Genomic DNA, 25,157 nt, shown 5'->3' with positions numbered 1-25,157 from the left:
TGGTATTTCCTTATTACCTTGAGGTGCTTAACTCGCCTCTAAGGTACCTTCGTCCCTTGTATTGTTGTTGTAGTAACCATAGTGCAGCTTGTATTTTTCCTCTGCGTATTTGCTTGATAGCTGGTTCAGTACAACGCCATCCACAGGAATGTCATGACGGACAAGTTGCCCGACTGAATGGTTAATTTGTTGTTCGGTGGTCACTTCCGCTTTCACCACCAAAATCATGCCGCCAGCCAGTCGACCTAAGATCAGACTGTCACTCACAACGTGAATCGGTGGTGTGTCTAACACGATGCGGTCGTATGTTTGTTTGAGCTGCTCAAGCAGTGTGGCGAACTTCGGTGAGCTCAATAGTTCTTGTGGGTTAGGCGGCAGTAGACCAGCTGGTAACACATCAAGTTGAGACTCGTCGTCGTGGAAAATACACTCGGTCACGTCTGTACCCATGACCAAAACATTGGTCAATCCTGGCTGGTTTTTAGGCAGTCCATAACGTTGACCAATGGCTGGCATGCGAAGGTCACAGTCAATAAGAAGCGTGCGTTCCATTTTTGCCAGTGACTGCGCAAGATTCAGTGCCACTGTGGTTTTACCTTCTGAAGGAAGAGAAGAAGTGACAGAAAGAACATTGCGTTTCGAGTTAGTAAGCGTCAGCAGAATCGACGTGCGAATGGTTCGAACGGATTCGCTAAATAAGGTGGCGTCGGGATCGTAATACAAGGTGTGATCCAACGGGGTGTTCTTAAAGCGGCGCGCCTTGACACGTGGCAGGAATCCTAAATGCTGCAATCCTAGCTTCTCCTCAATATCATCAGGTTTTTCAATGGTATTGCGGTATGCATCAGCAAGGAAAGCGCAGACTATGCCTAACAGTACTGCGAATGCGGCACTGATCACGATCAGCTTCGATGTTTTTGGTAAATACGGGTTTTGCGGCGTCTTGGCTGTATCTGTAAAACGAGCCTGGACATCTTGGAAATCGCTGGTGGCGTTGGTTTCTTTTTCTCGGTTCAAGAAAATTTCGTAGAGCTGGCGGCTAGATTCGACATCGCGTTTAAGCGAATCATATTGCGCGCGCTTGCTGCTGATGTTTTGGTATTCGCCCTTCTTTGCGTTTAATTCAGCCGTCAGTGCTTTCTCATTTTTACGCGCACTGGATAACTCTTTCTCAATGCCGCGAGCCAGTTCTCTGATGACGGTGTTTGCACGATTTTGAACGGCAGTAAGTTGAGCACGCGCTTGGATCATCTTGTCGTGTTTTGGGCCATAGCGTTTGGACATTTCAGACACTTTACGTTCTGCATCTGTCTCGGCATTTTTAACATCACGCACCTGTGGGTGATTGGAAATTTCAGGCACTGACAGCAAGCCATCGCCAGTCGCTCCTTTGTTTTGCAACAAAGAGAACAGGCTTTCTGCGGCAACACGACGTTCTTTGGCTTCAGAGACGCGAATGGTTAAGTTCGTGAGTTCCGTGCCCGCCAGTTCATCGATATCACTGAGCTCGATAAGGCCTTCACGTTTTAAAAATTGCGTTAGTGCGGTTTCGGCATCGGCAAGGTTATCTTTCAAACCACCAAGGCGCTCGTTAATCCAAATCGAAGCCGTTTGTGTCGCGACCAATTTCGCTTCTAAGTTGGACTCGATATAAGCCTGACCTATCGCATTGGCCACTTTCGCTGCCAGCATAGGGTCGGCGGAGCCAAAGTGGATCTTCACTAATTGTGTGTTTCGAATGGGTTCAATCGACATGTGCGATTTGAATTTTAGCAATACAGCCTGCTTGGCCGCATCGCTGTTAGGATCTTCTGATGGTTGCGATGCAACAGGTAGGTAGTCACCTAACAACGGAATATTTTTAAGTACGCTAAGTAACTTATCCCGGCCTGTGGGTTGACCGACGGAATTGTTAAACTCACGCAATTGGCCAAGACCTAATTCGTCGATCACACTTTCAGCAATGTGGTTGGAGCGAAGGATCTCGAATTGGGTTTGGTAATATTCTTTCTTACTGGTATCAAGCGCGTAAACTTCTTCGATAGAAATGGCGTTACTGGCTTGTGCCTCAATCAGTAAGGTGGCGGTTGCACGGTACACAGGCTTGATCATCAAAATGAGCAATGTTGATATGAAAGTAACGATCACGACAAATGCGGTGATCGGTATCCAGTATCGTGCAATAACACCAAGATAGCGTTTTAGGTCGAGACCTGACGGTTCCGATCCTTGGTTAGGCTCTATCAATTTCATTGAGCGATGTCCTTTCGTTTACTTACAGCAGCGCTAAAAAAAGCTCTGTTCAACCACGATGATGTCACCAGGGCCAACAGATTGAGACAAACCGACGTTCTTTTGAGTCGTGGATTTTTTACTGTCTGTCTTTTGAATTTTGTTTCTGGATGCACGGTCGGTAAAACCACCGGCAATCGCAATGGCTTTCGCGACCGTTAGGCCGGGCTGAAAGTCGTATCCTCCTGGATGATTGACTTCGCCATTGACGTAGAACTTGCGGAACTGAATCACATTGACCGTTACTTTTGGGTCAATGAGAAAATCACCGCGAAGGCCTTTTTCGATTGTACTTTGCACCTGCCCGACGGTTTTCCCCGCCGCTTGAAGACGCCCTAAGTACGGGTAATCGAATCGACCTTGTGTACTGAGAAGGATGTCCATGGAGAGATCTTCCTCACCATAAACCTTGATAGAAATACGATCGCCATCATCCAGTACATATTGTTCAGTTTCCGCATGAGCTATGCCCATGGAAAACAGGAACATCCATATCCATAGTAATTTTTGCATTTAAAGGCTCACTTCCATTCCCAAGAAGAACCGAGTTTGATCATAACTAAACCCAGTGAACGTAGAGTCTCGGTCAAATTTACTGACGCCGACAGTGACATCCCACCAGCGTGCCAGACTATAAGTTGCCGAAACTTCAGCCAGCGTATCGTCGTCTACGCGGATATCGCCGGGGTATTCATTTTTTCCATATCTGACCGTCGCGAGCGTGCTCAGTCTCGGTGTCCAGTAATGCTCCCAATCCACTTTTACTGAACGGTCTTTTACGTAATCAGCGTTTAAATCGGGGTCACGAGCGTAATCGCGTGTTTCCAAACGTAGTTCGCTGTATTCCGCAGGTCTCCAACTCAAGTTAGCGCGCCAACTAAAGCCTTGGAATGTTTCTCTACCGCTATCGTCAAAATCTTTATTTTGAACACCTAAGAGCAATTTACCCTGTGTTTTTCCTGTAATGTCCCACTCCAAACCGCCATAAAGTGTTGAGTTGGTGTTGTCGCGAGAAATCACATTAGGCGCAGCTTCGTCATAGGTTCTATCTGCGATACGTCCGATCGCAACCGCATAGAAATAATTGGATACAGCGTAGTAAAATTCACCACCCACATAGGGTTGCTTCCAATTGTAGTAACGAGATTGTTGAACGGACCTCGTTGTGAAAGTAACGTCATCGTAGGCTTTAGCATCGTAGCCAGCGATACCGACAAGACGCCCCTTCGCGCCAGCAGCTCCATAGGTATAACGCGTGTTGAATTGGTGGTAATCGAAACGTAAAGGTTCATCCACAGAGAGGCTATAACCTTCCGTTAACCCAGTTCCACGCTCTTCATTAATACTTTGATAGGTATAGTTAATGCGCAGTCGATGTCGAATATCGAACATCCAAACTGTTCCAATGTGAGCTTGGTGATCTGCATAACTGTCCTCACTGCTATCTGAATAACTGACCGCGTCAAGGCGGTAATCAAACTGATACGTCCCCATGTCTGTCTGAAAAAGTGCAATAACCTTCGGCGAGATCTTCAGCATTGGAGAACTGACGGTATCAGTGGTTGTGCGGCGAACGTTGTCGTTGTGCCCCGCACTCATTTCCACTGTGGGGGTAACGTCGATGCCGTTTTCAGTTTGGTACGCCAAGGGCTCTACCGCTGCGACAGACAGAGGCAGCGCACTGAGTGTTACAAGACAGCTCACTTTGTAATTCACACAACTCTCCTTAGTAGGCCGTTTTACCAACGAACCCTTTAAATACCGTCGCGAAGACGATCTTTATGTCCATCCACAGTGACCAGTTTTGAATGTATTCCAAGTCGAATTGGATACGTTTTTCCATTTTATCTAGCGTGTCTGTCTCGCCACGGTAGCCGTTGATCTGCGCCCAACCTGTGATGCCTGGCTTCACCTTATGGCGAAGCATGTAGCGATCAACAATCGCGCGGTATTGTTCATTGTGCGCCACGGCATGAGGGCGAGGACCAACGATAGACATCGAGCCTTGCAGTACGTTGAAAAACTGCGGTAACTCATCCAATGACGTACGGCGAATGAACGCACCAAACCGGGTGACGCGAGGATCATTCTTCGTGGCTTGTTTCACGTCATCGCCGTTATCCATGACGGACATGGAACGAAATTTCCATACATCAATTTTTCGACCATCTAAGCCATAACGATATTGCTTAAAGATGATTGGGCCTGATGACGACAGTTTTACGCCAGCAGCAACGAACAACATGACGGGAGATATCAGCAACAAGATAAGAAGCGATAAAATGATATCTTCCATGCGCTTGGTCCATGCAGCTAAACCATTAAAAGGCGTGTCGTGCACACTCAAGGTGTGAACATGCCCCACCGTTTGCCAGCGACTATGTAGTAAGTTGTAAGTGAAAAAGTCTGGCACGAGATACGTGGTAGCCGTGGTATCGGCAAACAGGTTGAGGTAGCGTGCTATGCGGTCTTTCGCGTGCATAGGCATAGCAATATAAACATGCTGTAACTCGCCGCGTTTGGCTTGCTCTAATGCATCCTCAACTTTGCCGAGCATGGGGGCTGGCAAACTGCCTTCAATGCGATCCGCGCCACGGTCTTCATAAAAGCCCGTTAGCTTGATGCCCAAGGCATGGTTGCGTTGGAATTCACGCGCAAGATCAATGCCGTTTGCCGTGGTGCCTATGATGGCTGCGCGACGGGTATTGATACCGCTGTTGCGAAGGTGGCTAAGTGCCATACGCGCACTATAGCGCCACAACACCAGGCTGATTGAGCCGAGTAAAAACCACAGCATCATGACGGCACGCGAATACTCAATACCGCTTTGGGTAAAGAAGAAATAGGTGACGAGCACGGCACTGGCACCAAACCACGGAAGTAGGGTGGCAACCATTTGTCCTTGGAAATTACTGACACGCCAAGAGCGATAAAGGTGCGCACTTTCAGCAAACAGCAAAAAACACACCGCTGTTAGCGTAACAATGAGCAGATAGTCTTTGTACAGTTGTCCCAAGTAAAGCCAGCTTGCTATCGCTAGCGTTCCTCCAATCACGGCCAAATCACATATTCGGTAGAGGATGGCGAATTCTGTGCCGTGTGTGCGAATTTTTCTGCTGTCCATAAAATGCAGGCTCACAATGTTGTTGCATGAGTTTGAATAAGAGTGGTTTTTTTATTTCTTATACTTAAAAAGTAAACCACTCATCCCAAGCTCGCTAGCGAGGGAAGCGTTTGTTCTAGTTGCTATCGGTTCCCAACAAGCGTGCACAGTAAAACAGCATGCGATAACTCAGAGAAGATGAAGTTTGTCCTATTTTTAAACATGACATTTCAGTTGCAGTGCACTAGCGTTTTTATGCGTAAAGAACAGTTAGTTAACAAAGTTCCCCCTCAGTGTGATATCCATCACGCGCATATGCATTTCTTGTGTTTTTTTTAAGATAAAGTGTGAAAGAAATAAAATTTAGTCGTCAGCTGAAATTAAATTCCAATAAAAGTCACTCAGTCTTTAGTTGGTGTTAAGACTGAGTGGTGTCTAGATTATTCTTCACGGAATGCGCGATTAAAACTCTCTGTCAAAGGCTTTGTCAGGTAGTTAAGTGGAGTGCGAGGTTCCGTCAAAAGCATGACTTCTGCCTGCATTCCTGGATAGAGAACGATGCCGTTTAGCATTTCTTGCACGTTATCCACTAACTCAACGCGCGCTAGGTAGTAAGCTAGGCCTGATTGTTCATCAACGAGTCGGTCAGCAGAAACTGTCAGCAATTCGCCATTCAAGGGTTTGACACTGCGCATACTTAGCGCAGTAAGGCGAATCTGTGCTTTCATGCCAGCACTGACCTGATCGATGTCTGACGGGTCGACACGGGCTTCAATCACCATACGTTCGTTGTTAGGCACAATGTCGAGCAGTTCTTGCCCCGGAGAAATAACCCCTTCCTCAGAGAAGACTTGAAGGTTAAGTACGGTACCGTTGAGCGGCGCGAGAATCTTCGTTCTGTTGAGGACATCGGTCGCTGCTGCGATCTGTTGGTCAAGCTCATAGCTTTCTTGACGACTTTCACGCAAGCCTTCCACGATTTCCTTAATGCGCTCTAACTCTTGTTCTTTGAGCTGCGCTTGGCTTTCTGCAACGTTCTGCGCAAGGCGGGTGGCATTGGATTGAATTTGGCTAATGGTACTGAGTATCTGGGTCTCTTCACGCTCAAGGCGAAGTACCTGTGTTTTACTCACATACCCTTTTTCTGCCAACTTACGGTTACCCGCGATTTCTTCGCCGATGATTGAGAGGCGACGCCTCTCAATGGTTAAGCGCTTTGATTGACCATCTAACTCCGCTTCATTTTGCGCTAGCTGTTTATTGATGATTTCTTTTTGGGATTCGAAGAACCCACGACGAGCGACAAAAATGCGGTGTTGGTTAGTCAGGAGTTCTTCAACGCGAGGGTCATCTTCATCGTCCAGCAAAGACTGGGGGAATACGATGCCTTTGACATTGTCACGCTCGGCGATTAAACGCGCTTCGCGAGCCTGTGCATTGCGTTTATTGTTAACCAGAAGTTCAAGCTGTGAACGGGCTTGGGTATCATCAAGCATGATGAGTGTTTGCCCTTTTTCGACGGTATCTCCTTCGGCGACAGTGAGCCGGGCTATGATGCCGCCTTCTAAATGCTGGACAGTTTTACGCTGACTATTAATGGTCACGATACCTGGGGCAATCGATGCACCATCGAGTTTGCTAAATACTGCCCACACACCAAAGGTGCCAAAGAACAATGCGATGACGGCGAAGCCTGTGATAGCAAGCGGACGAATTGCTGGAATTGCCATTACTTACTTCCTCCTTTTGATGTAAGAGCAGCGCTTTGATCAAGCAGAGGTTTCAATACTTCGTCACGATCGCCAAAGGCGCGAATTTGGGTGTCTTGCAGCACCATAAGTTTATCCATTGATTGCATCATGCTTGGACGGTGCCCAACCAAAATAACGGTGGCTTTACGCGATTTGAGATAGGTAATGGCGCGTTGTAATGCCACTTCACCGACACCATCAAGGTTGGCGTTTGCTTCATCAAGAATGACAAGACTTGGGTTGCCATAAAGTGCACGAGCAAGGGCAATACGCTGACGTTCGCCCCCCGAAAGCCCAAGGCCTCGTTCACCAACCACGGTGTCGTAGCCTTGTCGCTGGCGCAGGATCAAATCATGGCACCCAGCAAGCTTCGCGGCTTGGATGACAAGATCCGGCTCGCCTTCTGACATACGCGCAATGTTCTGGCGAATCGTGCCAGGAAACAGTTCAACATCTTGAGGCAGGTAGCCACAGTGAGGGCCAAGATCATCAGGATCCCATTTAGCTACGTCCATATTATCTAGGCGCACACAACCCGCATTTGCGGTTAAGTTGCCGAGTAAAAGTCGTGCGAGGGTTGATTTACCTGTTCCTGATGGACCAATCACGCCAAGTGCTTCACCAGCTGCGAGCTTAAATGTGATGCCATGAAGCACAGGTTCTGCTTGCCCTGGGTGAAAGTACGTCACTTTCTCAACTGACAGCGCACCGTTAGGTTTTGGTAGCGGCATGGATTTCGCACGCTCAGGGAACATTGGGATTTGCTCTCTCAATCGTTGATAGCTTTGTCGGGCTGAAATCGCGGTTCCCCAAGCCCCAATGGCTTGTTCAACCGGCGCAAGGGCGCGAGACATCAAAATAGAGCTCGCAATCATGGCACCCGCCGTGAGCTCGTTTTCGATCACTAACCATGCGCCTACACCCAGCATCGCAATCTGCAGTAGCATGCGAATGAACTTTGACGTGGCGGTGAGGGTCGCGCCTTTTGAGTTCGCAACGATTTGCCCTTCGATGCTTTTACTGTTCAATGCGGTCCAGTTCTTGATGAAGTTCGGCATGATGCCCATGGCTTCAATGGCGTCAGCATTGCGCGCAGCAGATTCCGCTTGCTGCATAGCAAGAATGGCGGATTCATTGGCTGTCTTGTGGGCTTTACGTGTCACGGCATCATTCACAAGGGCAATGATGAAAAGGATGACAGCACCGATGGTAGCGATAAGGCCGAGAATAGGGTGCAAAAAGAAAACGAACGTCAGAAACACCGGCGTCCAAGGTGCATCGAGCGCGGGGATGACCGAGTTCCCGCCGATGAAGCCGCGGATTGCTGCGACATCACGCAAGCTCTGCACGGAGGCTGAAATGCCTTGGCGAAGTTGTGCCGCGATGCTGCCGCTGAGAATGTCAGGTGACAAACTTTGGTCAAACCAAGCACCAATTCGCACCATGACACGGGTACGTACGCTTTCTAGTACTGCCATTGTGAGGAGTGCGAACACCGTGATGACAGTCAGTAATAAGAGGGTATCAATGGAGCGCGAGCCGATAACGCGATCGTAGATTTGAAGCATGTAAATGGGTACAGCAAGAACAAGTAAGTTGATTACGCAACTGAAGGCTATCACCAAAAGGAGCGTTTTCTTACATTGGTCTAATGTCGTTTTTAATTGATTTTCTGTAGTCAAAGACATGGCAAACCTAGCGCAAATGCCTTGCTCCAAATTGATATTTTCAATCGATGCAAAGGCTTAAAGTGAATTCTAAAAAAGACAACCAGCATTCGTGCTGGCTGTCTTGAGTATAGTTCGCTTACCGTCAGACAATCTGAAAGTCGTCAGCAGTAAGATCTGTAACCGAAATATTGTTAAGGGTAATGCTTGATCCGTTGTCCAGATCAATCACTGTGTTATTGCCTACTTGTGTCATATCAAGTGACGCAAAGTCAGTGTCACCCGATGCGCGGATAAAGATCAGATCGACGCCGACTTCGAAATCTGTCACGCGGTCGCTACCTGTACCTTCACCCAAGATGTTGTCGAATAGGAAGGTGTCAGCACCACTTCCGCCGATCAGAAAGTCATTGCCAGTGCCACTAACAAGTAAATCGTCACCTGAGCCACCAAACAAACGGTCGTTACCTGAATCCGCATATAAAGTATCGTTACCCGTTCCTCCCAGCACGGTGTCGTTACCCACGCCACCATAGAGGATGTCATCGCCGCTACCACCACCAACGAAATCATCACCTCTACCGCCACGAACCACATCGTTCCCAGCGCCACCGATCAAGAAATCATTGCCGCTTCCACCAAAAATATCGTCGTCGCCACCAAAACCAATGATGCGGTCATCGCCACCAAAACCATTGATCGTGTCTGCATCGCGAGAACCGTCGAGAGTATTCGCTCCCGATGTACCGTTAATTGAAGCCATATTTTCTCTATGTCCTTTGCAAAGTTGCCTAAAGCAATTGAATGAATACCAACGTTGACGTTTTTTATATTTTTATAATGTTTGGCAAGCGTTAAAACACGGGAAGGCTTGCCAATTTTTGAGCAGGTATACTTTGACGCAGTCGACATTTTTATGTTGTCTCAATCTTGAGTGGTATTGAGAAAATGTCGTCATGGCTTGAAGCGGATTTATTGGTACAAATCAGCAAGTTCGTGAATGTGACACGACCATGTGACTTCTTGTTTTTTCCTATTTTTCTATGTAAATCAAGGTGATTATGCATGCCTTGGTTTTTAAATATGTGCTGTCTAGGTTGTTAAGCATAGGGTTTAGTAATGGGGTCTTAATATTGAGTCGAAGTCGCAACTTAGGCGCAAGGGGTGTGAGGTTTCTTTTCAGTGCTTGTAAAAAAGTCTGCAGGCTCGGTCAAAGGGGGAGGGATAATGAATTGTAAAGTAGGCAACTCACAATCGGTGGGCTGCCTACTTGCTAAACGTGGTGAAAATTATTTAGACAATATGGAAATCACTCGCAGATAAATCAGTGGATGTAATGCCGTTGAGGATGAAGCTTGATCCATCCGCAAGGCTTACTAACGTATTGATACCCACTTGGGAGATGCTGAGTGACGCGAAATCAGTGTCACCTGTCGCGCGAATAAACAATCTGTCTATGCCTATTTCAAAATCGACAACACGATCATCGCCAGTACTGTTGCCAAGAATGTTATCGAAAAGAAATGTATCGGCACCTGAACCCCCAATAAGGAAATCATTGTCGATACCGCTTACTAACCAGTCATCGCCGCTACCACCAAACAATTTATCGTTGCCAGACACAGCTAATAACAAGTCGTCTCCAGTGCCTCCAAGCACATAGTCGTTACCTAATCCTCCGTAGAGAATGTCATTACCGCTACCACCACCAACAACATCGTCGCCTCTACCACCGCTCACGAAATCATTGCCAGCACCACCAGTCATTAGGTCATCGCCTCTGCCGCCGAATACATTATCGTCTCCGCCGAACCCTACTTTTACGTCATCTCCTCCAAAACTAAAAATATTGTCAGATTCGTTTGTGCCATAAAGCGTTTCCGCTACCGCGGTGCCATTTATGTCAGCCATTGTCCTGCCCCTTTCTTAAATTAATTACTAAGAAAGCCAACTGGGTCGTCATCTATTTTTGTTATTTTGCAGGGTGCACTGAGGGTGAATAGATGTGAGGATAAACGTACACCATGCTCTATCACTATGGTGTGTTAATCTATACAGAGGTGTCTCGATAATGCGGTAATATAAGGAAACACTTATAAAAGTCTTTCCTTATAACAGGTTAGCCTTGGTAGTCGAGACCGATGACTGAAAGGTTGTTTTTTGCCCAGAATACTGCTTGAACACGGTTCTTAACGTTAATTTTCTTAAAGATATTATAGAGGTGAGACTTAACGGTATGTTCAGACACGAACAAGCTGTCTGCGATTTCGCTGTTGGAAGCACCCGTGACCAGCTTACGTAGAATCTGCTGCTCTCGGTTAGTCAGACAAATCTCCGAATAATCGATCGCGTTGTTGTTGTTCTGTTGGTAATAGTGGATGAGTTCGGCCAGTTTCTGGCGAGGTAGCCAGTATTCGCCAGAAAGCATTTTTTCGATGCCGTGGCACAGATGTTCGAGATCATCTTCTTTTTTGAATACGCCCTTGATAAATGGCCAGCTTGCAAGCTCCTTGGCAGACAAGTCGTGAGCATTAAACAATGCGAAGACATGTTGCTCGCTAAATGGAGCAAGACTCTGCTTCACATAGTTGACTGCATCACCTTCAAATGCGCTCAAATCGATAAGCACGAGGCCTGAGGAGGTTGCGAGTTTATCGCCAATTTCTTGCTTTTCCACCAGTGCAACACTGCTCTCTATTTCTTTCTCGAGGCAGGAAATCAACGCGTTGATTGTCATGCTAGGTTCAGAAACAAGCAGGATAGTGTATTTGTCTGAGGTGGTTTCAATGATTGGCATGTGTATCCCTAATGCTTTAAATAAGTACGAAGTGGTTTCCCTCACCGACACACGTTGGTGTATCTGGAACATGGTTCGCAAAATATATTAAGTCGCAGCATTCTAACTGCACATGCTGGAACCAATCCGTATCATTTCTTGAACTCTTTGATGAACAGCGCATTGCGATGTTTCACTCAAACTCTTTGTAAGTCTAATACAATTTGCACTTTTTCGTTGTTTCTTCACTCGATGTTTTTGATTTCATTCGTGCAAACATGAAACGCATTGAGGCTTTTTAACGTGCCCACAGAATCAATGCAAAGCTGTGAAGAATTTTCTCGCATCTGTTATCATCATCGTTTAAGCGCGAATCGCGCATTTCGATGCCGTAATGAAAAGGTTTGGGAGCAAAATATGGCCAGCCGTGGTGTAAACAAAGTAATTTTGATTGGCAACTTGGGCAATGACCCTGAAGTTCGCTATCTGCCAAATGGCGGTGCAGTTGCTAATCTGACCGTTGCGACCTCAGAAACGTGGCGCGACAAGAGCACTGGCGAAAACAAAGAGATGACAGAGTGGCACCGTGTGGTGATGTATCGTCGTCTTGCTGAAATCGCGGGTGAGTACCTGAAAAAAGGGTCAAAAGTGTATTTGGAAGGCCGCCTGCAAACGCGTAAGTGGCAGGGTCAAGACGGTCAAGACCGCTACACGACTGAAATCGTTGCGAACGAAATGCAAATGCTAGACAGCCGTTCTGGTGGTGGCATGGGCGGTGGTCAAGGCCAAGGCCAACAACCGGCTCAACAAAATGCACAGCAGCAAGGTGGTAACTGGGGTCAACCTCAGCAGCCTTCTTACCAGCAGAAGCCGCAGCAGCAAGCACCTCAACAACAAAATCAAGCACCTCAGTACAATGACATGCCTGATTTTGATGATGACATTCCGTTCTAATCACTTCGTGATGAAAACACGCTCAATCGCCTTGGCATGATTGACATGAATGCATAAACAAACCCTGCTTCGGCGGGGTTTGTTGTTTTTGGTTTAACGATTATTCCCGTCTACCTTCTGCACCTTTCATTCGCGTTCACCTTCACCACAAACGTCAAAATCCTTCTGTATTGAATATGAGTCGAGTTGTTTAGAGAGCATGAACAATACTCTTTCGAATGCATCATGGAGATAAAGCAATCGGTGCTTACGAAGGCGCTTTCTGTTGCAGGTTCATTGAGCCACTTTGTTCTTCATGAAGTCGATGAACAAGCGTGTTTTCGTGTGGTTGTATTCGAGTTTTGGGTAATACGCATAAGCAGCACTTTTGGGCTGACGGAGTTCAGGTAATACGGGAACCAGTAACCCCTGATCCAGCTCCTTGCGTATGGTGACATCGCCGACCAAAATGATACCCAGCCCCGCAACGGCGGCGTTCACCAAGGCTTCAGGATTTGGCGAGACAAAGTTACCTGCTAATCGCAGCTTTCTGCCATGTTCAAATTCATGTTCCTGAGGGTGGCTTGTTGACCCATAGAGCAAACAGTTGTGCTGCAACAATTGCTCTGGTTCTAGAATCGGCGAATGCTGTGCAAGGTAACCTGGCGAGGCAAAAAAGCGCGGTTGGAAATCAAAAAGCTTGGTAGCAATAAAACTCGCAGAATTAAAGTCAGCGAGTTCGCGAGTAATGACCACATCCAGATTCGGATCGGGCAATTGCCCTGGTGCAAGGGTGTGCATTTCTACCTGAATCTTCGGGTGAGCGGTTAGGAACTCGCCAATATTGTTAATCAGAAGACGACTGCCTGTGGCGAGTGGGGCGGCAATGCGCAAAACGCCGCTGACTTCACCATAGGTGGAGGTGGTTTCAGACACCAGTTGGGTCCAGTCATCAATCAGCAGTTTCCCGCGCTGGTAAAATAGGCGGCCTGCATCTGTCATGGTAAGGTTTCTCGTTGTGCGTTTGAGTAGCTGAACCCCGAGTTGATTTTCAAGCCATGCGAGACGCTTAGAGAGTGCAGAACTTGATGTGTTGAGCTTCGTGGCCGCTTGAGCGAGCGACCCCATTTCAACCACGGTGACATAGCTTTTAGCGCAGGTGATCCAATCCATTTAATGATTCATTCCAATAGTGTTGAGATTGCGTTCACTTTCGTTTCGGGAAGAACGATAATAACCCCAAACTGTTGATTAGGTCTGAGATTCATACAAGATCGCACTGCGTCAGTCAGAGAGACATGTGGAACAACGCGTGCCTGTAAACGCGTACCAATATTCTAAAACACTTGCCGAAATGCAACCTTGGCCTCGCTAAACTGCTTTATAAGGATTTAGAGAGTGGCCAATACCAACAATGGACTTTACATGAGAAAAGTTGTCGGGATGAAGCTCACCAATCGATTGGTGGCTTTTGTTACGCTTATCGTCGTCTGTGCGATGTTTGTGCTTTTTATTGGCGGTGCCGTCAGCTTCCGTAAATTGGGAACGGACTTTCTCTCCCATTACCTGAAACAAGTGGTCGTGCAAATCGACGACGCAGTCACTAATCCTGTCGAAACTGAAAACATTGGTATGTGGCTACCGAAATTGCTGAAAGCCAGTGATGTGGTAGAGCTTGAAATCAGCAGCCGCACAGGGCTTTTGTACCGCTACGATCAAATCCAAATTGCAGTTCGCCCGGTGGAATTGGTGGAAAACCGCTATGAATTGCCGAACAACCCCGGTTTCTTCGTGACGGTAAAAGCCGTACCACCTTACGCAGATTTTGCGTATTCCGTCGGCCCCATGTTCTCCCTTTCTCTTGCTGTTTTGTTTATCGTGCTGTCGTTAGCTTGGGGCATTCGTTGGCTCAAAATGCAATTGCACGGTGCAGAGCTGCTTGAAGACCGGGGGAGAATGATTCTCGCTGGTCGCGCGGAAGAAGTGCAGAAGGGAGACGAGCGAGAGTGGCCAGTTACCGCCAGCATTGCACTTGATCAAATGATTGCTGAGCTCCGTGATGCAAGGCAGGAGCGCAGCCGCTTCGATACCTTTATTCGAACCAATACCTTCCTCGACAAACTCACTGGTGCTGCTAACCGCGTGATGTTCGACAACCGTCTTCAAACCCTGCTGCAAGACAAAGGTGCACAGGGTGCAGTCATGATCATCCGAATTGGCGAGTGGGACGCTTTAGTGCAAGAACTTGGGAAATCCGGCGCTGACGAATGGGTCAAAGAAGTCGGCAATGTGCTGTCGAATGCTGTGCAGCGTTTCCCTGATGCGATCTTGGCGCGCTACTACGACACTGAGTTTGCCATCTTGTTGGTTCACCAATCGGGCAAAGAAGCGCGATTATTTGCCAACCAGCTCATGAAGGCGTTAGAGCGTTTAACCCCTCCAGAAGTACTTGAGGAGGAAAACTGGGCACATATGGGGATGACCTTCTTTACCACCGGCGAACGTCGCGGTCGTTTGATGGAAGAGGCCGACATGGCAAAACGCAGTGCCGTTTTGCAAGCTTCTAATGGCTGGTATGCCTTTAAGAAAGATGTGGTAGCAGAAGATGCTCGAGGCAGCGTGCGCTGGCGTACGCTACTGACACGTGTTTTTGAAAACGGTGGACCAGATTTATACCGTCAAACCGTGAAGGACAGCCTGCAGAATGATCTTCACACTGAGCTTCTTGCGCGAATAAAAGACGAAAATGGTTTAGTGGTCAAAGCATCTCGCTTCATGAATGGGATAGATTTAATCGGTTTTAACAGCCGACTCGATCGTACTGTTGTGACCAAGGCCTTACAGCAACTTCGCCAAGGCGATGGCAGAGAAATCCTCGCCATTAACGTGTGTGCCGAATCATTGCGTCAGCGACCTTTCCAAAAATGGCTGCGAGATGCATTGCTCCAAACACCGCGCAGCGTGCTAAATCGATTGATGTTTGAAGTGTCAGAAGGGCCGCTAGTCAACCACTTCGATGCCGTGCGTCCAACGCTTCGCATGATCCGTGCATTAGGGTGTCCGTTGGTGGTCGATCAGGCGGGTCGTTCCGTTGTCAGCACCCATTACGTGAAAGACATTCAACCTAAATATATCAAGCTGCACAGAAGCCTGGTTCGCGACATTCATCTGCGCCCTGAAAATCAACTTTATGTGCGCAGTATGTTGGGGGCTTGTGAGCCAACACCAACGCAAGTGTTAGCAGTTGGTGTCGAGTCAGAGCATGAGTGGAAAATTTTGATGCAACTCGGCGTACAAGGAGGTCAAGGTCGATGGTTAGGTGCGGAGCTTTCAAGTAGCCCTGCAACCCGCAAAAGACAACGTTGGCGTAAACAATAATGTACGCACTGTGATGGATAAATTTTATACGTGAGTGTCATGATTTTGTCGCCATAACCACTTATTTTTTGGCGTAAATTTTGATAGAATATGCCGTACTTCAAACATGTTTTTAACAAACCTTAACTTGTTGTAGACGTAGATGGCACTCTCTTCTTTGATCGCAAAAATTCCGACCCGAAAGCAGCGTCAAGTTGTTAGCTTGATTGTGTCTGCAAATCAGATAGTTATAAGCCACTTGTTGCATGAGGTTAAGCATGTGGCGAGCTTGCCTGTGACCGGAACGGATGCTACGCGTGTTGTTGCGCAGTTGTTACAGCAGCAAGGCGTCAATCATTCGGATGTGCATCTCGTGCTTGGTCACGGTTTGTACCAATCACTGCTGATCGATAATCCGGGTTTGTCTGATGAAGACAAACGTTCCGCATTGCCTTTTCAGATCAAAGATTATATTTCTGACTCTCCTTCTGAGATTGTCGCCGATGGCTACGGGTTACCCGTTGCAAATCGCTACCAAGTCTTCGTTTGTAACAAGTCTCTGCTTGCTCAACTTGACGATGCCTTAAAGAAAAACCATTGCCGCTTAACAAATGTGTCTGTTGAAGATGTGTTACTCCGTCAATGGACTGCACTGGATAAAGCAGAAATGGTGCTCAGCCAAGACGGCCAAGGTGCTATCCAATTAAGCGTCTTTAGCTTGGGCAAATTGTGCTTCCAGCGACAAGTCCGTGGCGTGATGTTTGATGGCGTTTCGCTGTCGCCATCGGTTGTTGATGATTTGGCGTTAGAAATTCAACGCTCATTGGATTATTTACGCTCGCAACTGAAAGAAGCACAGGTCAGTGGATTGGTTGTTAGCGTCCAAGCGGCGGACAATACAGAACTGGCTTTTCAGCTCTCTTCTCGCCTGACGGTGAAGGTTCGACCTCAAACCTTGTTTGACTCGGATGACCACCTGCACAACATCGCGCTCGCAGCCCTCGACAATGACAGTTCGCCAGACATTAACCTTTTCAGTGATGATCTACGCCAATCGACACCTTTGCTTTCATTTGAACGTATGTTGCTTTGCTGGGGCGTGTCTGCATTCATGCTGGTGTTAGTGGCTGCTTACCAACAGTGGCAGTTGTCGAATGCAAACCAAGCTCTAAAAGTATCCGCGTCTGAACTTAAGGTCGCGCAGACACTGTCGGATGAACTCAATAGCCAGCTTAAGCTGCATTTACCGTCGGTCAGCATGGTCAACGACACTCAGCGCGCACAAGAGTCGGTTCGCATGAAAAAAGCCGCGCTCGATGCTGTGCGTCAACACGATAAAGCCTTGCAACAGGGCCATGCTGATACCTTCCGCGCGCTTGCAACGTTATCGCGCAGAGATGTGTCCGTGTCAGACATCTTTGTTAGCCAAGGCGCATTGAACATTCAAGGATCGGCGGCGTCGCCAGATGCCGTGCCAGCTTGGCTCCAATCCTTCGAAACACAACCACCGCTGTCGCACCGTGTGTTTGAGCACATGGCATTGGTCCGTGATGAAAACGATCGACTGACGTTCAATTTGCAATCTAAGCGTGAGAGCGAGGAAGGCAAGCAATGAACGCATTTTTGGAAAAACTAAAGCAAGAGTTTGAAGGTTTAACAGCTCGTGAACAATGGCTGATCGCCAGCGCGGGATGGTTGCTGATCATGGGCCTTGGTGTGTTCATTTTCCTTGAGCCGATTGCCAAAACATTCAGTGCGGCAAACGTCGAGCTTTCTCAGCAGCAACAAACCACGAAAGATTTGTTGGCGCTAAATGTTATGAAGCAAGGAAAGCTCAATACGTCTGCGAATGCGGAGCTTGAAAACACACTGGTATCGTTGAATCAAGAAATCACGCTTTTAGATGCGGAAATGGCGCGTAAAACAGAAGGTTTGGTGAGTGCGCCGCAAATGGCAAGCTTGATGGAGAGCGTTTTAAAGCAATCAGATAAATTAACCTTATTATCAATGACGACGTTGCCAGCGGCGCAATTGACCGAGAAAGATCAAGCGGGTTTCTATTTACACCCCGTCGAAATTGAACTGCAAGGGCGCTATTTCGACATCGTTGATTACTTAGCGGCACTCGAAGCGCTCCCCGTGAAATATTATTGGCGAAGTGTTGATTATCGCGTCAAAGCGTATCCGCTAGCAGAAGTGACATTGCAGGTTTACACCCTTGGTGAAAGCCCCGTCTTTATTGGAGGTGTGCATGCAAACAATGGCTAAAAGCGTCATTGGTATGTGCTTGCTTTTTCTTGCATTGCCGTCTTTGGCGGCAACCGATCCAACCGCACCGCTTGGCTTTGAAGCGCCGAGTCAACCTACAAAGCGCACCAAGGTTCGGCTTCCTCGTTTGGATGCGATCTTGTGTGCTAGCGAAAACGATTGTTCTGCTGTGCTGAATGGTCGGGCGCTTGCGAACGGCCAATCGATCAATGGCTATGTCATTCGCGCCATCAACGAAGAGGCCGTCACGCTAGTGCGTGGCAATCGCCGTTGGTCCTTAACCGTATTCAATGAGCAGGTGGTACAGTGAGAAATATGAAGATGTTAGGCAAAGTCTTGCTGACTTGCTTAGCGGCAACCTTATTGACTGCGTGCCAAAGTGTGGGGCATCAAAAGCCGACTGATGTGCAAGCGGCGTTGAACGAAGCGTATGCGCAAAGTACCACTCAGCCTTTGTCGGCATTGCCTGATGCGGTAACGGACGATTTGATGGGGGACTTTTCTGACCCTGCGGGCGGCGCGATGGTGACTGAAAAACGTTTGCGCATTAACGCCAATAACATCGATGCCAAAGCTTTTTTTGGTAGCCTCGTTCAAGGCACGGATTTCAACCTCGTGATGCACCCTGATGTCAGCGGTAAAATCACAGTATCGCTGAAAGACGTGACGGTAAAAGAAGCTTTAGACGTGGTCTCTGATATCTACGGCTACAGCATTGAAACACAGGGTCGCCTGATCCAAATTTTCCCAGCGGCACTTCGCACTGAAACCTTCGCTGTCGACTATTTACAATTGCAGCGTGCAGGCGTGTCATTAACGTCTATCAGCACGGGGGCGATATCCACTGACAGCGGAAGTTCAAGTGGTGACAGCGGTGAAGACAGCGAACGTGCGTCGAAATCGACGGGCGGCACTGTGATTGAAACCCGTTCAGAAAGCAGTTTTTGGATGCAACTTGAACGCGCGGTGAGTGCCATGATTGGTTCGGGGGAGGGGCGCTCTATTGTCGTTTCTCCGCAAGCGAGTTTGATCACTGTGAAGGCATTTCCGAACGAGCTTCGTGAAGTGAAACGCTTTCTTGAAGTTTCTGAAAAACGTCTAAAGCGCCAAGTGATCTTGGAAGCCAAAATCCTTGAAGTGACGTTGAGTGATGGCTACCAACAAGGCGTGAATTGGTCAAACATCAGCAAAAGTATCGGCAGCGGTGGTGTTGATGTGAGTCGTCCTGCCTCTGATTTGGCGGGCGATCTGATTTCCAATGTGATTGGCGGACAAACCAATATCACCATCACGGATGGGCATTTCGAAGCCGTACTGAACTTCCTGGATACCCAAGGTGATGTGAACGTCCTGTCTAGCCCTCGTGTGACGGCAGCCAATAACCAAAAAGCGGTGATCAAAGTCGGTGGCGATGAGTATTTCGTGACAGACATTTCATCCAGCGACAGTTCTGGCGATAACTCAGAGTCAGGGCCAAACATCGAACTCACCCCTTTCTTCTCTGGTATTTCTTTAGATGTCACGCCACAAATTGATGACGACAATGGCGTGCTGCTTCATGTTCACCCTGCGGTTATTGATGTGGTGACGGAAGAGAAAACCATTCAATTAGGCAGCGCGTCTGAACCGTATGTGTTGCCGTTGGCGAAAACCTCGATCCGCGAGTCTGATTCGATTATCCATGCGCGCTCTGGCGACGTGGTGGTGATCGGCGGTTTGATGAAATCAAGCTTCGACGAGAAAGTGTCGAAAGTACCGCTACTGGGCGATATTCCGGGGCTGGGCCATCTTTTCCGCAACGTGAATCGCTTGAAGCAGAAAACTGAATTGGTCATCTTGCTTCAACCTTCCGTGGTGGGCGAGCAAACGTGGCAAGAAGAGATTCAGCGTTCACGTGAGCTTCTTAACGAATGGTTCCCTGAGAACGACGCGAAGTAGGCGAAATTAGCACAATGTACCTTAATCACTTTGGCCTAAATGCCGCCCCTTTTAGCTTAACGCCGGATACCCGAAGCTTTTTCGGGACGCAGTCGCACGTTGACGCCATCAATACCAGCGTCATGGCGGTGAGAATGGGTGAAGGCTTGGTGAAGATCACGGGCGAAGTTGGCACGGGTAAAACCATGGTGTGCCGCCTTCTTCTGTCGACACTTGCCGAAGAATGTACCTTGGTTTTTTTGCCAAACCCTGCGAATACCGTGTCTGTGTTGTATCGCATGATTGCGGATGAGTTAACTTTGCCGGAAGCCTTGTCAGAAGACAAAGTCTTGGGCGCAATTCAACAAGCCGCCATTGCGGCTGCGCATGCTGAAAAGCCAGCGGTGATTTTGTGCGATGAAGCACAAGCCTTGCCTGATGACGTGCTTGAAGCCATTCGCTTGCTCGGAAACCTTGAAACTGAACAGCGTAAGCTGATTCAGATTGTGTTGTTTGGGCAGCCTGAATTGGATGAGCGTTTGTCGCAGCACAATATGCGTCAGCTACTGCAACGCATCAGTTTTAGCGCAACCCTATCGCCGCTCACCTATGCCGAAGCGTCAGCATACATTGACCATCGAATGAGTGAAAAAGGCGCTTTGTCGCGACACTTTAGCGGGTGGGCGAAACGTCGTATTTGGGTAGCAAGCCAAGGCATTCCCCGATTGATTCATCAGCTATGCCATAAGTCCCTGTTATTGAGTTATGGCAAAGGACGCCGTCAGGTTTCTGATCGCGCCGTCCGTTTAGCGATTAAAGATACACCGCTGGCGAAGCAGCACTCTGCGCTGCGTGCTTTGTGGGGGTAGGAACACATGAGTGAATTGAATCGAATGCTGAGCGACCTTAGCGCGCCAGCTCAAAAAGAAAATACCGTCTCCGTGGCAGCGATCCCGGCTACGTGGGGATTCCGCGTTGTACGTGTGGTGCTAGCGATTGTTGCGACCTTGATGGGGGCGTCAGGCATTGCCTGGGCGATTGCTGCCAATGGCGATAATGCTGAACGTGAAGACAAAACCGTTATCGTCCAGCCTCAAGTGATTGCGCATGTGTTGGCCAAAGAGCCTGAAATTGACGTGACCATCCATGAGCTAGCCGTTAAAGCGCCAGCTATGACGTCGAGTGTGACGAAAAAAGTGGCAACAAAAGACATCGCTTTTGTCGCGATGAATGATTCTCCAAAAGCGTCAGTGCCTTCGTCAAAACCGCCAGCCGTGGTTGTTGAGAACGCACCAGCACCCAAAGCGACACTTGTTACGCCTGTTGAATCTATAGAGCCGACAGTAGAACTTGCGGCTATCAGCACAAAAGCCGAAGTGAAAACATCTGCGAGCGCGCCACCTGAGGCATCAAAGCGTACACCACGCGTTGTCGCGGTAACAAACCTCGAACCGTCTGTGAACGCAGCATCATCTTCAGATGCTGAAAATGATGCTGTAGAAAACACATCTGAGTCCTCACTGACGGTCGAAACCGTTGAGCTCAGCAGTGAAGACTTGGCGGCTATCGCGTACAAGAAAGCGCAAAAACGTACGCAAGTGGGCGATACCCAAAAAGCGATTGTGTACCTGCGTGATGCCGTGAAATACCAACCGAACCATGTTGGAGCCACTAATCAACTTGCGGGCTTGCTTTATGGCAGAGGAAAGCTGCGTGATGCAGAAAGCGTGCTGCGAAAAGGCATCAGCGCGAACCCGCAAGCGGCGTCACTCAAGCTGACCTTGGCACGCATGTACCAGCAAAATAGCCGTGAAGAATCAGCATTGAATGTGCTGATGACCCCGGTAGACACGTTAGACGGCGAACAGCGTCGCTACATGTCGATGCGTGCTGCCTTAGCGCAGAAACTGGGTCGTCATGGGTTAGCCAAAGACAGCTACCAATGGCTGACGCGCAATGAGCCACATGATGGCCGTTGGTGGTTAGGGTATGCGGTGTCTTCCGAACGCCAAAGCGAACTATCGACAGCAAAAGACGCGTATCAATCGGCGATTCAGGCGGGTGGTTTAAGCGATAAATCCGTGCAATTCGCCCGTCAACGTTTGGTGTATATCAATAACCAAGCGCAGAAAGAAGGAGACTCAGATGGCCGTTAAACTACGAAAACGTCTGGGGGATTTGTTGGTTGAAGAGCAAATCATCTCTGATCATGATTTAAGTGCTGCCTTGCAACGCCAATCTCAAACTGGCCGCAAGCTTGGCGACACCTTGATGGACATGGGGATCTTGTCAGAGCATCAGCTGCTCGACTTCCTTGCGCGTCAATTGAATGTACCACTGATCGATCTGAGTCTGACGCAAGTGGATCCAAGCGCGGTGACTTTGTTGCCAGAAGTGCATGCGAGACGTTTGCGCGCGCTGGTGATTGGTCGAGTGGATGACACTGTGCGTGTTGCCATGTCGGATCCTGCGGATCTTGCGGCGCAAGAAAGCGTGCTGAATTTGCTGCATCAATACCGTGTTGAGCTGCTGATTGTGGCAGAACAACCTTTGGTTGATGCGTTTGATCGCTACTACCGCCGCACCAGTGATATCGCCTCGTTTGCAGAGCGTCTGCAAGCAGAGCATGGGGTTAAACTGGAACAACATTTCGGTGCGGAAGACGACCAGTCTGAAGAAGTGACGGTCGTTAAACTCATCAACTCTTTGTTTGAAGATGCTGTGCAGGTGAATGCCTCGGACATTCATATCGAACCTGATGCTGACGCATTACGTATTCGCCAGCGTATTGACGGCATTTTACATGAAACCCTATTGAAAGAACGCGCCATTGCGTCTGCCCTTGTTCTGCGCTTGAAGCTAATGAGTGGCATGGACATTTCTGAAAAACGTCTGCCGCAAGACGGGCGTTTTAATATCAATGTGCGTGGCAATGCCATTGATGTGCGTGTGTCGACCTTGCCTGTTCAGCACGGCGAATCTGTGGTGATGCGTCTGCTTAACCAATCCGCGGGTGTGTTGAGCTTGACCCAAGTGGGTATGGATCCAGTGATGTTGCAGCGCTTCCGAAATCAGTTGCGTCGCCCTCACGGCATGATCTTGGTGACAGGGCCAACGGGCTCGGGCAAAACCACCACCTTGTATGGCGCATTGAACGAACTCAATGTGCCGGGTAAGAAGATCCTGACGGCGGAAGATCCGGTGGAATACCGTCTGCCGCGCATCAACCAAGTACAAATTGCCAACAAGATTGGCCTAACGTTTTCCTCCGCGCTGCGTACTTTCTTACGCCAAGATCCAGACATCATTCTGGTGGGGGAAATGCGTGATCTTGAAACCGTCGAAATCGGTCTGCGCGCATCACTGACGGGTCACTTGGTGTTATCCACACTGCACACTAACAATGCTATCGACAGTGCATTGCGTTTGCTGGACATGGAGGCGCCAGGGTATCTGGTTGCCAGTGCGGTACGTGCAGTGTTAGCGCAGCGCCTGATTCGTCGAATCTGCCCCGACTGCAAAGTGCCTCACGCCTTGGATGAAAGCGAGTCTCTATGGCTGACCACGACCATGCCGGAATCGGCGGGCATTGGTTTTTACAAAGGCCGTGGCTGTCAGCATTGTAATTTCACCGGCTATAAAGGCCGAATTGGTGTGTTTGAACTGCTCGAAATTACCCCTGATTTGATGGATGCACTGCGCGCCAATGACACGCGTGCGTTTGCGTTACTTGCCGAGCAGCAACCTGGCTATAAGCCGTTGGTGAACTGTGCGCTAGATTACGCCAAGCAGGGCAGTACCACCCTGGAAGAGACGATGAAGCTCTCTGAAGGTGCCGCTATGTCATTAGTGAGTGCGTAATGGCACGTTTTCGTTATACCGCCCGTGCGGCCGATGGTAAGCGCGTTTCTGCCGTGGTAGAGGCGGGCTCAGAACGTGAAGCGATTGCGTCCATCGTTGATGGCGGCATGGTGCTGTTATCGCTGACGCCAACAACGGCACGCGCGCAAAAAACGTCATTGAATCAATCATCGTTGTCTTTGTTCCAGCGCCCTGTGAAGCTGGAATCCTTGGTGATCCTTTGTCGCCAGATGTACAGCCTGACCAAAGCGGGCGTGCCATTGATGCGCGCCATCAAAGGCTTGGCGCAAAGCACCGCGGATAAACCGCTTCAAGCGGCGCTATTGTCGATTTGCAATGAGCTGTCGAATGGCCGCGCGTTATCGACGTCGATGCGAGACCACCCTCATGTGTTCAGTGATTTGTTTGTGTCGCTGATCCAAGTGGGCGAGAACACAGGGCGACTAGACGACGCCATGCTGCAATTAGCGGAGTATTTCGAACAAGAAATGGAAACCCGTCGCCGCATCAAATCGGCGCTGCGTTACCCAAGTTTTGTCCTCATGGTCATCATCTCGGCCATGGTGTTTTTGAACGTAAAAGTTATTCCCCAGTTCGCGGGCATGTTCGCGAAGTTCGGTTCTGACTTGCCGCTGCCAACCAAAATTTTGATGGCAACATCGAGCTTCTTCGTCGATTTTTGGTGGCTATTGCTGATCTCAAGCGTGTGCTCTTTTGTTGGCTGGAGCCTATGGAAGAACACGGATAAAGGCCGTGTGTCGTGGGACAAATTCAAACTGCGCACTCCCCTTGTTGGGCCATTGGTCAACAAAGCATTGATGTCGCGCTTCTCGCGCACGTTCGCCTTGATGCTTCGTGCGGGTGTGCCCATCAATACGGCGCTACAGATGTCCGGTGAAGCGTTGGATAACCACTTTCTTGCCACGGAAGTGGATCGCATGAAAAGTGCGATTGAATCGGGGGTGAACCTGAGTTCCGTCACCGAAGGCAGCAAACTTTTTACGCCATTGGTTCACCAGATGATTCAGGTGGGTGAAGAAACAGGACAAATTGACAGTTTGTTGCTTGAAGCCAGCGAATTTTATGACCGCGAAGTGGATTATGACTTGAAAACCTTGTCTGCACGGATGGAACCCATACTGCTGTTGATTGTGGCGGGTATGGTGTTGATTCTCGCGCTGGGTATTTTCTTGCCAATGTGGAACATGCTAGACCTTATCCGTGGTGGATAA

Annotated in this window: 20 protein-coding genes; 10 read left to right on the top strand and 10 right to left on the bottom strand. The window is 48.7% G+C overall.

Translation table 11 applies throughout. The annotated features are described in order from the left end of the window. Nucleotides 1-27: 27 nt before the first annotated feature. The 9 genes from BCT27_RS15600 to BCT27_RS15560 form a co-directional block, all read right to left on the bottom strand. Nucleotides 28-2,253 carry a GumC family protein gene (locus BCT27_RS15600; RefSeq protein WP_102396178.1) on the bottom strand — a complete coding sequence of 742 codons (2,226 nt, stop codon included), beginning with the start codon at nucleotides 2,251-2,253 and terminating at the stop codon, nucleotides 28-30. Between the two features lie 33 nt (nucleotides 2,254-2,286). Then, complete coding sequence (locus tag BCT27_RS15595) at nucleotides 2,287-2,805, bottom strand: polysaccharide biosynthesis/export family protein (RefSeq protein ID WP_102318039.1); 519 nt, start codon at nucleotides 2,803-2,805, stop codon at nucleotides 2,287-2,289. Beyond that, nucleotides 2,806-4,008, bottom strand: coding sequence for an outer membrane beta-barrel protein (locus BCT27_RS15590; RefSeq protein WP_102318040.1), 1,203 nt, complete (start codon nucleotides 4,006-4,008; stop codon nucleotides 2,806-2,808). A 10-nt stretch (nucleotides 4,009-4,018) separates the two neighbouring features. Beyond that, nucleotides 4,019-5,416 (bottom strand): undecaprenyl-phosphate glucose phosphotransferase, encoded by a 1,398-nt coding sequence (locus BCT27_RS15585; RefSeq protein WP_102318041.1) that lies wholly within the window; start codon nucleotides 5,414-5,416, stop codon nucleotides 4,019-4,021. Nucleotides 5,417-5,835: 419 nt separating this feature from the next. Then, the gene (locus BCT27_RS15580; protein WP_102318042.1) at nucleotides 5,836-7,125 is read right to left on the bottom strand and encodes an HlyD family type I secretion periplasmic adaptor subunit; all 1,290 of its coding nucleotides are present in this window, start codon (nucleotides 7,123-7,125) and stop codon (nucleotides 5,836-5,838) included. After that, the gene (locus BCT27_RS15575; RefSeq protein ID WP_102318043.1) at nucleotides 7,125-8,834 is read right to left on the bottom strand and encodes a type I secretion system permease/ATPase; all 1,710 of its coding nucleotides are present in this window, start codon (nucleotides 8,832-8,834) and stop codon (nucleotides 7,125-7,127) included. Before BCT27_RS15575 ends, BCT27_RS15580 begins: the two co-directional genes overlap by 1 nt. A 124-nt stretch (nucleotides 8,835-8,958) precedes the next feature. Beyond that, on the bottom strand, nucleotides 8,959-9,576 hold the full coding sequence (locus BCT27_RS15570) for a calcium-binding protein (RefSeq protein WP_102390669.1): 618 nt from the start codon (nucleotides 9,574-9,576) through the stop codon (nucleotides 8,959-8,961). A gap of 530 nt (nucleotides 9,577-10,106) precedes the next feature. After that, the gene (locus BCT27_RS15565) at nucleotides 10,107-10,724 is read right to left on the bottom strand and encodes a calcium-binding protein (protein ID WP_102390668.1); all 618 of its coding nucleotides are present in this window, start codon (nucleotides 10,722-10,724) and stop codon (nucleotides 10,107-10,109) included. A 208-nt stretch (nucleotides 10,725-10,932) separates the two neighbouring features. Then, nucleotides 10,933-11,610 carry a LuxR C-terminal-related transcriptional regulator gene (locus BCT27_RS15560; protein WP_017008108.1) on the bottom strand — a complete coding sequence of 226 codons (678 nt, stop codon included), beginning with the start codon at nucleotides 11,608-11,610 and terminating at the stop codon, nucleotides 10,933-10,935. A 396-nt stretch (nucleotides 11,611-12,006) separates the two neighbouring features. Here BCT27_RS15560 and ssb point away from each other — a divergent pair, with 396 nt between their 5' ends. Continuing rightward, nucleotides 12,007-12,543: a single-stranded DNA-binding protein gene (ssb, locus tag BCT27_RS15555; RefSeq protein ID WP_017014374.1), complete on the top strand. Its 537-nt coding sequence runs from the start codon at nucleotides 12,007-12,009 to the stop codon at nucleotides 12,541-12,543. A gap of 273 nt (nucleotides 12,544-12,816) precedes the next feature. Here the strand turns inward: ssb and BCT27_RS15550 are convergent, their stop codons facing one another. Then, nucleotides 12,817-13,695 carry a LysR family transcriptional regulator gene (locus BCT27_RS15550; RefSeq protein ID WP_102396177.1) on the bottom strand — a complete coding sequence of 293 codons (879 nt, stop codon included), beginning with the start codon at nucleotides 13,693-13,695 and terminating at the stop codon, nucleotides 12,817-12,819. A gap of 252 nt (nucleotides 13,696-13,947) precedes the next feature. Between BCT27_RS15550 and csrD the strand changes: the two genes are divergently transcribed. The 9 genes from csrD to BCT27_RS15505 all read left to right on the top strand — a co-directional run bounded on the left by csrD (nucleotide 13,948) and on the right by BCT27_RS15505 (nucleotide 25,157). Then, nucleotides 13,948-15,900: an RNase E specificity factor CsrD gene (csrD, locus tag BCT27_RS15545; RefSeq protein WP_198597574.1), complete on the top strand. Its 1,953-nt coding sequence runs from the start codon at nucleotides 13,948-13,950 to the stop codon at nucleotides 15,898-15,900. A 142-nt stretch (nucleotides 15,901-16,042) separates the two neighbouring features. Then, the gene (locus tag BCT27_RS15540; protein ID WP_102396175.1) at nucleotides 16,043-17,494 is read left to right on the top strand and encodes an MSHA biogenesis protein MshI; all 1,452 of its coding nucleotides are present in this window, start codon (nucleotides 16,043-16,045) and stop codon (nucleotides 17,492-17,494) included. Beyond that, entirely contained in the window at nucleotides 17,491-18,147 is a 657-nt protein-coding gene (locus BCT27_RS15535) for a type II secretion system protein GspM (RefSeq protein ID WP_102318049.1), read from the top strand. Before BCT27_RS15540 ends, BCT27_RS15535 begins: the two co-directional genes overlap by 4 nt. Continuing rightward, on the top strand, nucleotides 18,131-18,457 hold the full coding sequence (locus BCT27_RS15530; RefSeq protein WP_102318050.1) for an MSHA biogenesis protein MshK: 327 nt from the start codon (nucleotides 18,131-18,133) through the stop codon (nucleotides 18,455-18,457). The genes BCT27_RS15535 and BCT27_RS15530 overlap by 17 nt, the downstream gene beginning before the upstream one ends. 5 nt (nucleotides 18,458-18,462) lie before the next feature. Continuing rightward, nucleotides 18,463-20,085, top strand: a complete 1,623-nt coding sequence (gene mshL / locus BCT27_RS15525; protein ID WP_102318051.1) for a pilus (MSHA type) biogenesis protein MshL — start codon at nucleotides 18,463-18,465, stop codon at nucleotides 20,083-20,085. Between the two features lie 14 nt (nucleotides 20,086-20,099). Continuing rightward, nucleotides 20,100-20,933, top strand: a complete 834-nt coding sequence (locus tag BCT27_RS15520) for an ExeA family protein (protein WP_102396174.1) — start codon at nucleotides 20,100-20,102, stop codon at nucleotides 20,931-20,933. Nucleotides 20,934-20,939: 6 nt separating this feature from the next. After that, on the top strand, nucleotides 20,940-22,220 hold the full coding sequence (locus tag BCT27_RS15515) for a tetratricopeptide repeat protein (RefSeq protein ID WP_102396173.1): 1,281 nt from the start codon (nucleotides 20,940-20,942) through the stop codon (nucleotides 22,218-22,220). Continuing rightward, the gene (locus BCT27_RS15510; RefSeq protein ID WP_102396172.1) at nucleotides 22,210-23,925 is read left to right on the top strand and encodes a GspE/PulE family protein; all 1,716 of its coding nucleotides are present in this window, start codon (nucleotides 22,210-22,212) and stop codon (nucleotides 23,923-23,925) included. Before BCT27_RS15515 ends, BCT27_RS15510 begins: the two co-directional genes overlap by 11 nt. Next, nucleotides 23,925-25,157, top strand: a complete 1,233-nt coding sequence (locus BCT27_RS15505; protein WP_102396171.1) for a type II secretion system F family protein — start codon at nucleotides 23,925-23,927, stop codon at nucleotides 25,155-25,157. Before BCT27_RS15510 ends, BCT27_RS15505 begins: the two co-directional genes overlap by 1 nt.

The organism is Enterovibrio norvegicus, from assembly GCF_002876705.1.
In the GTDB taxonomy this organism is placed as follows: domain Bacteria; phylum Pseudomonadota; class Gammaproteobacteria; order Enterobacterales; family Vibrionaceae; genus Enterovibrio; species Enterovibrio norvegicus_B.
The sequence above is the reverse complement of the archived record's forward strand: the minus strand, read 5'-3'. Positions and strand labels throughout refer to the sequence as shown.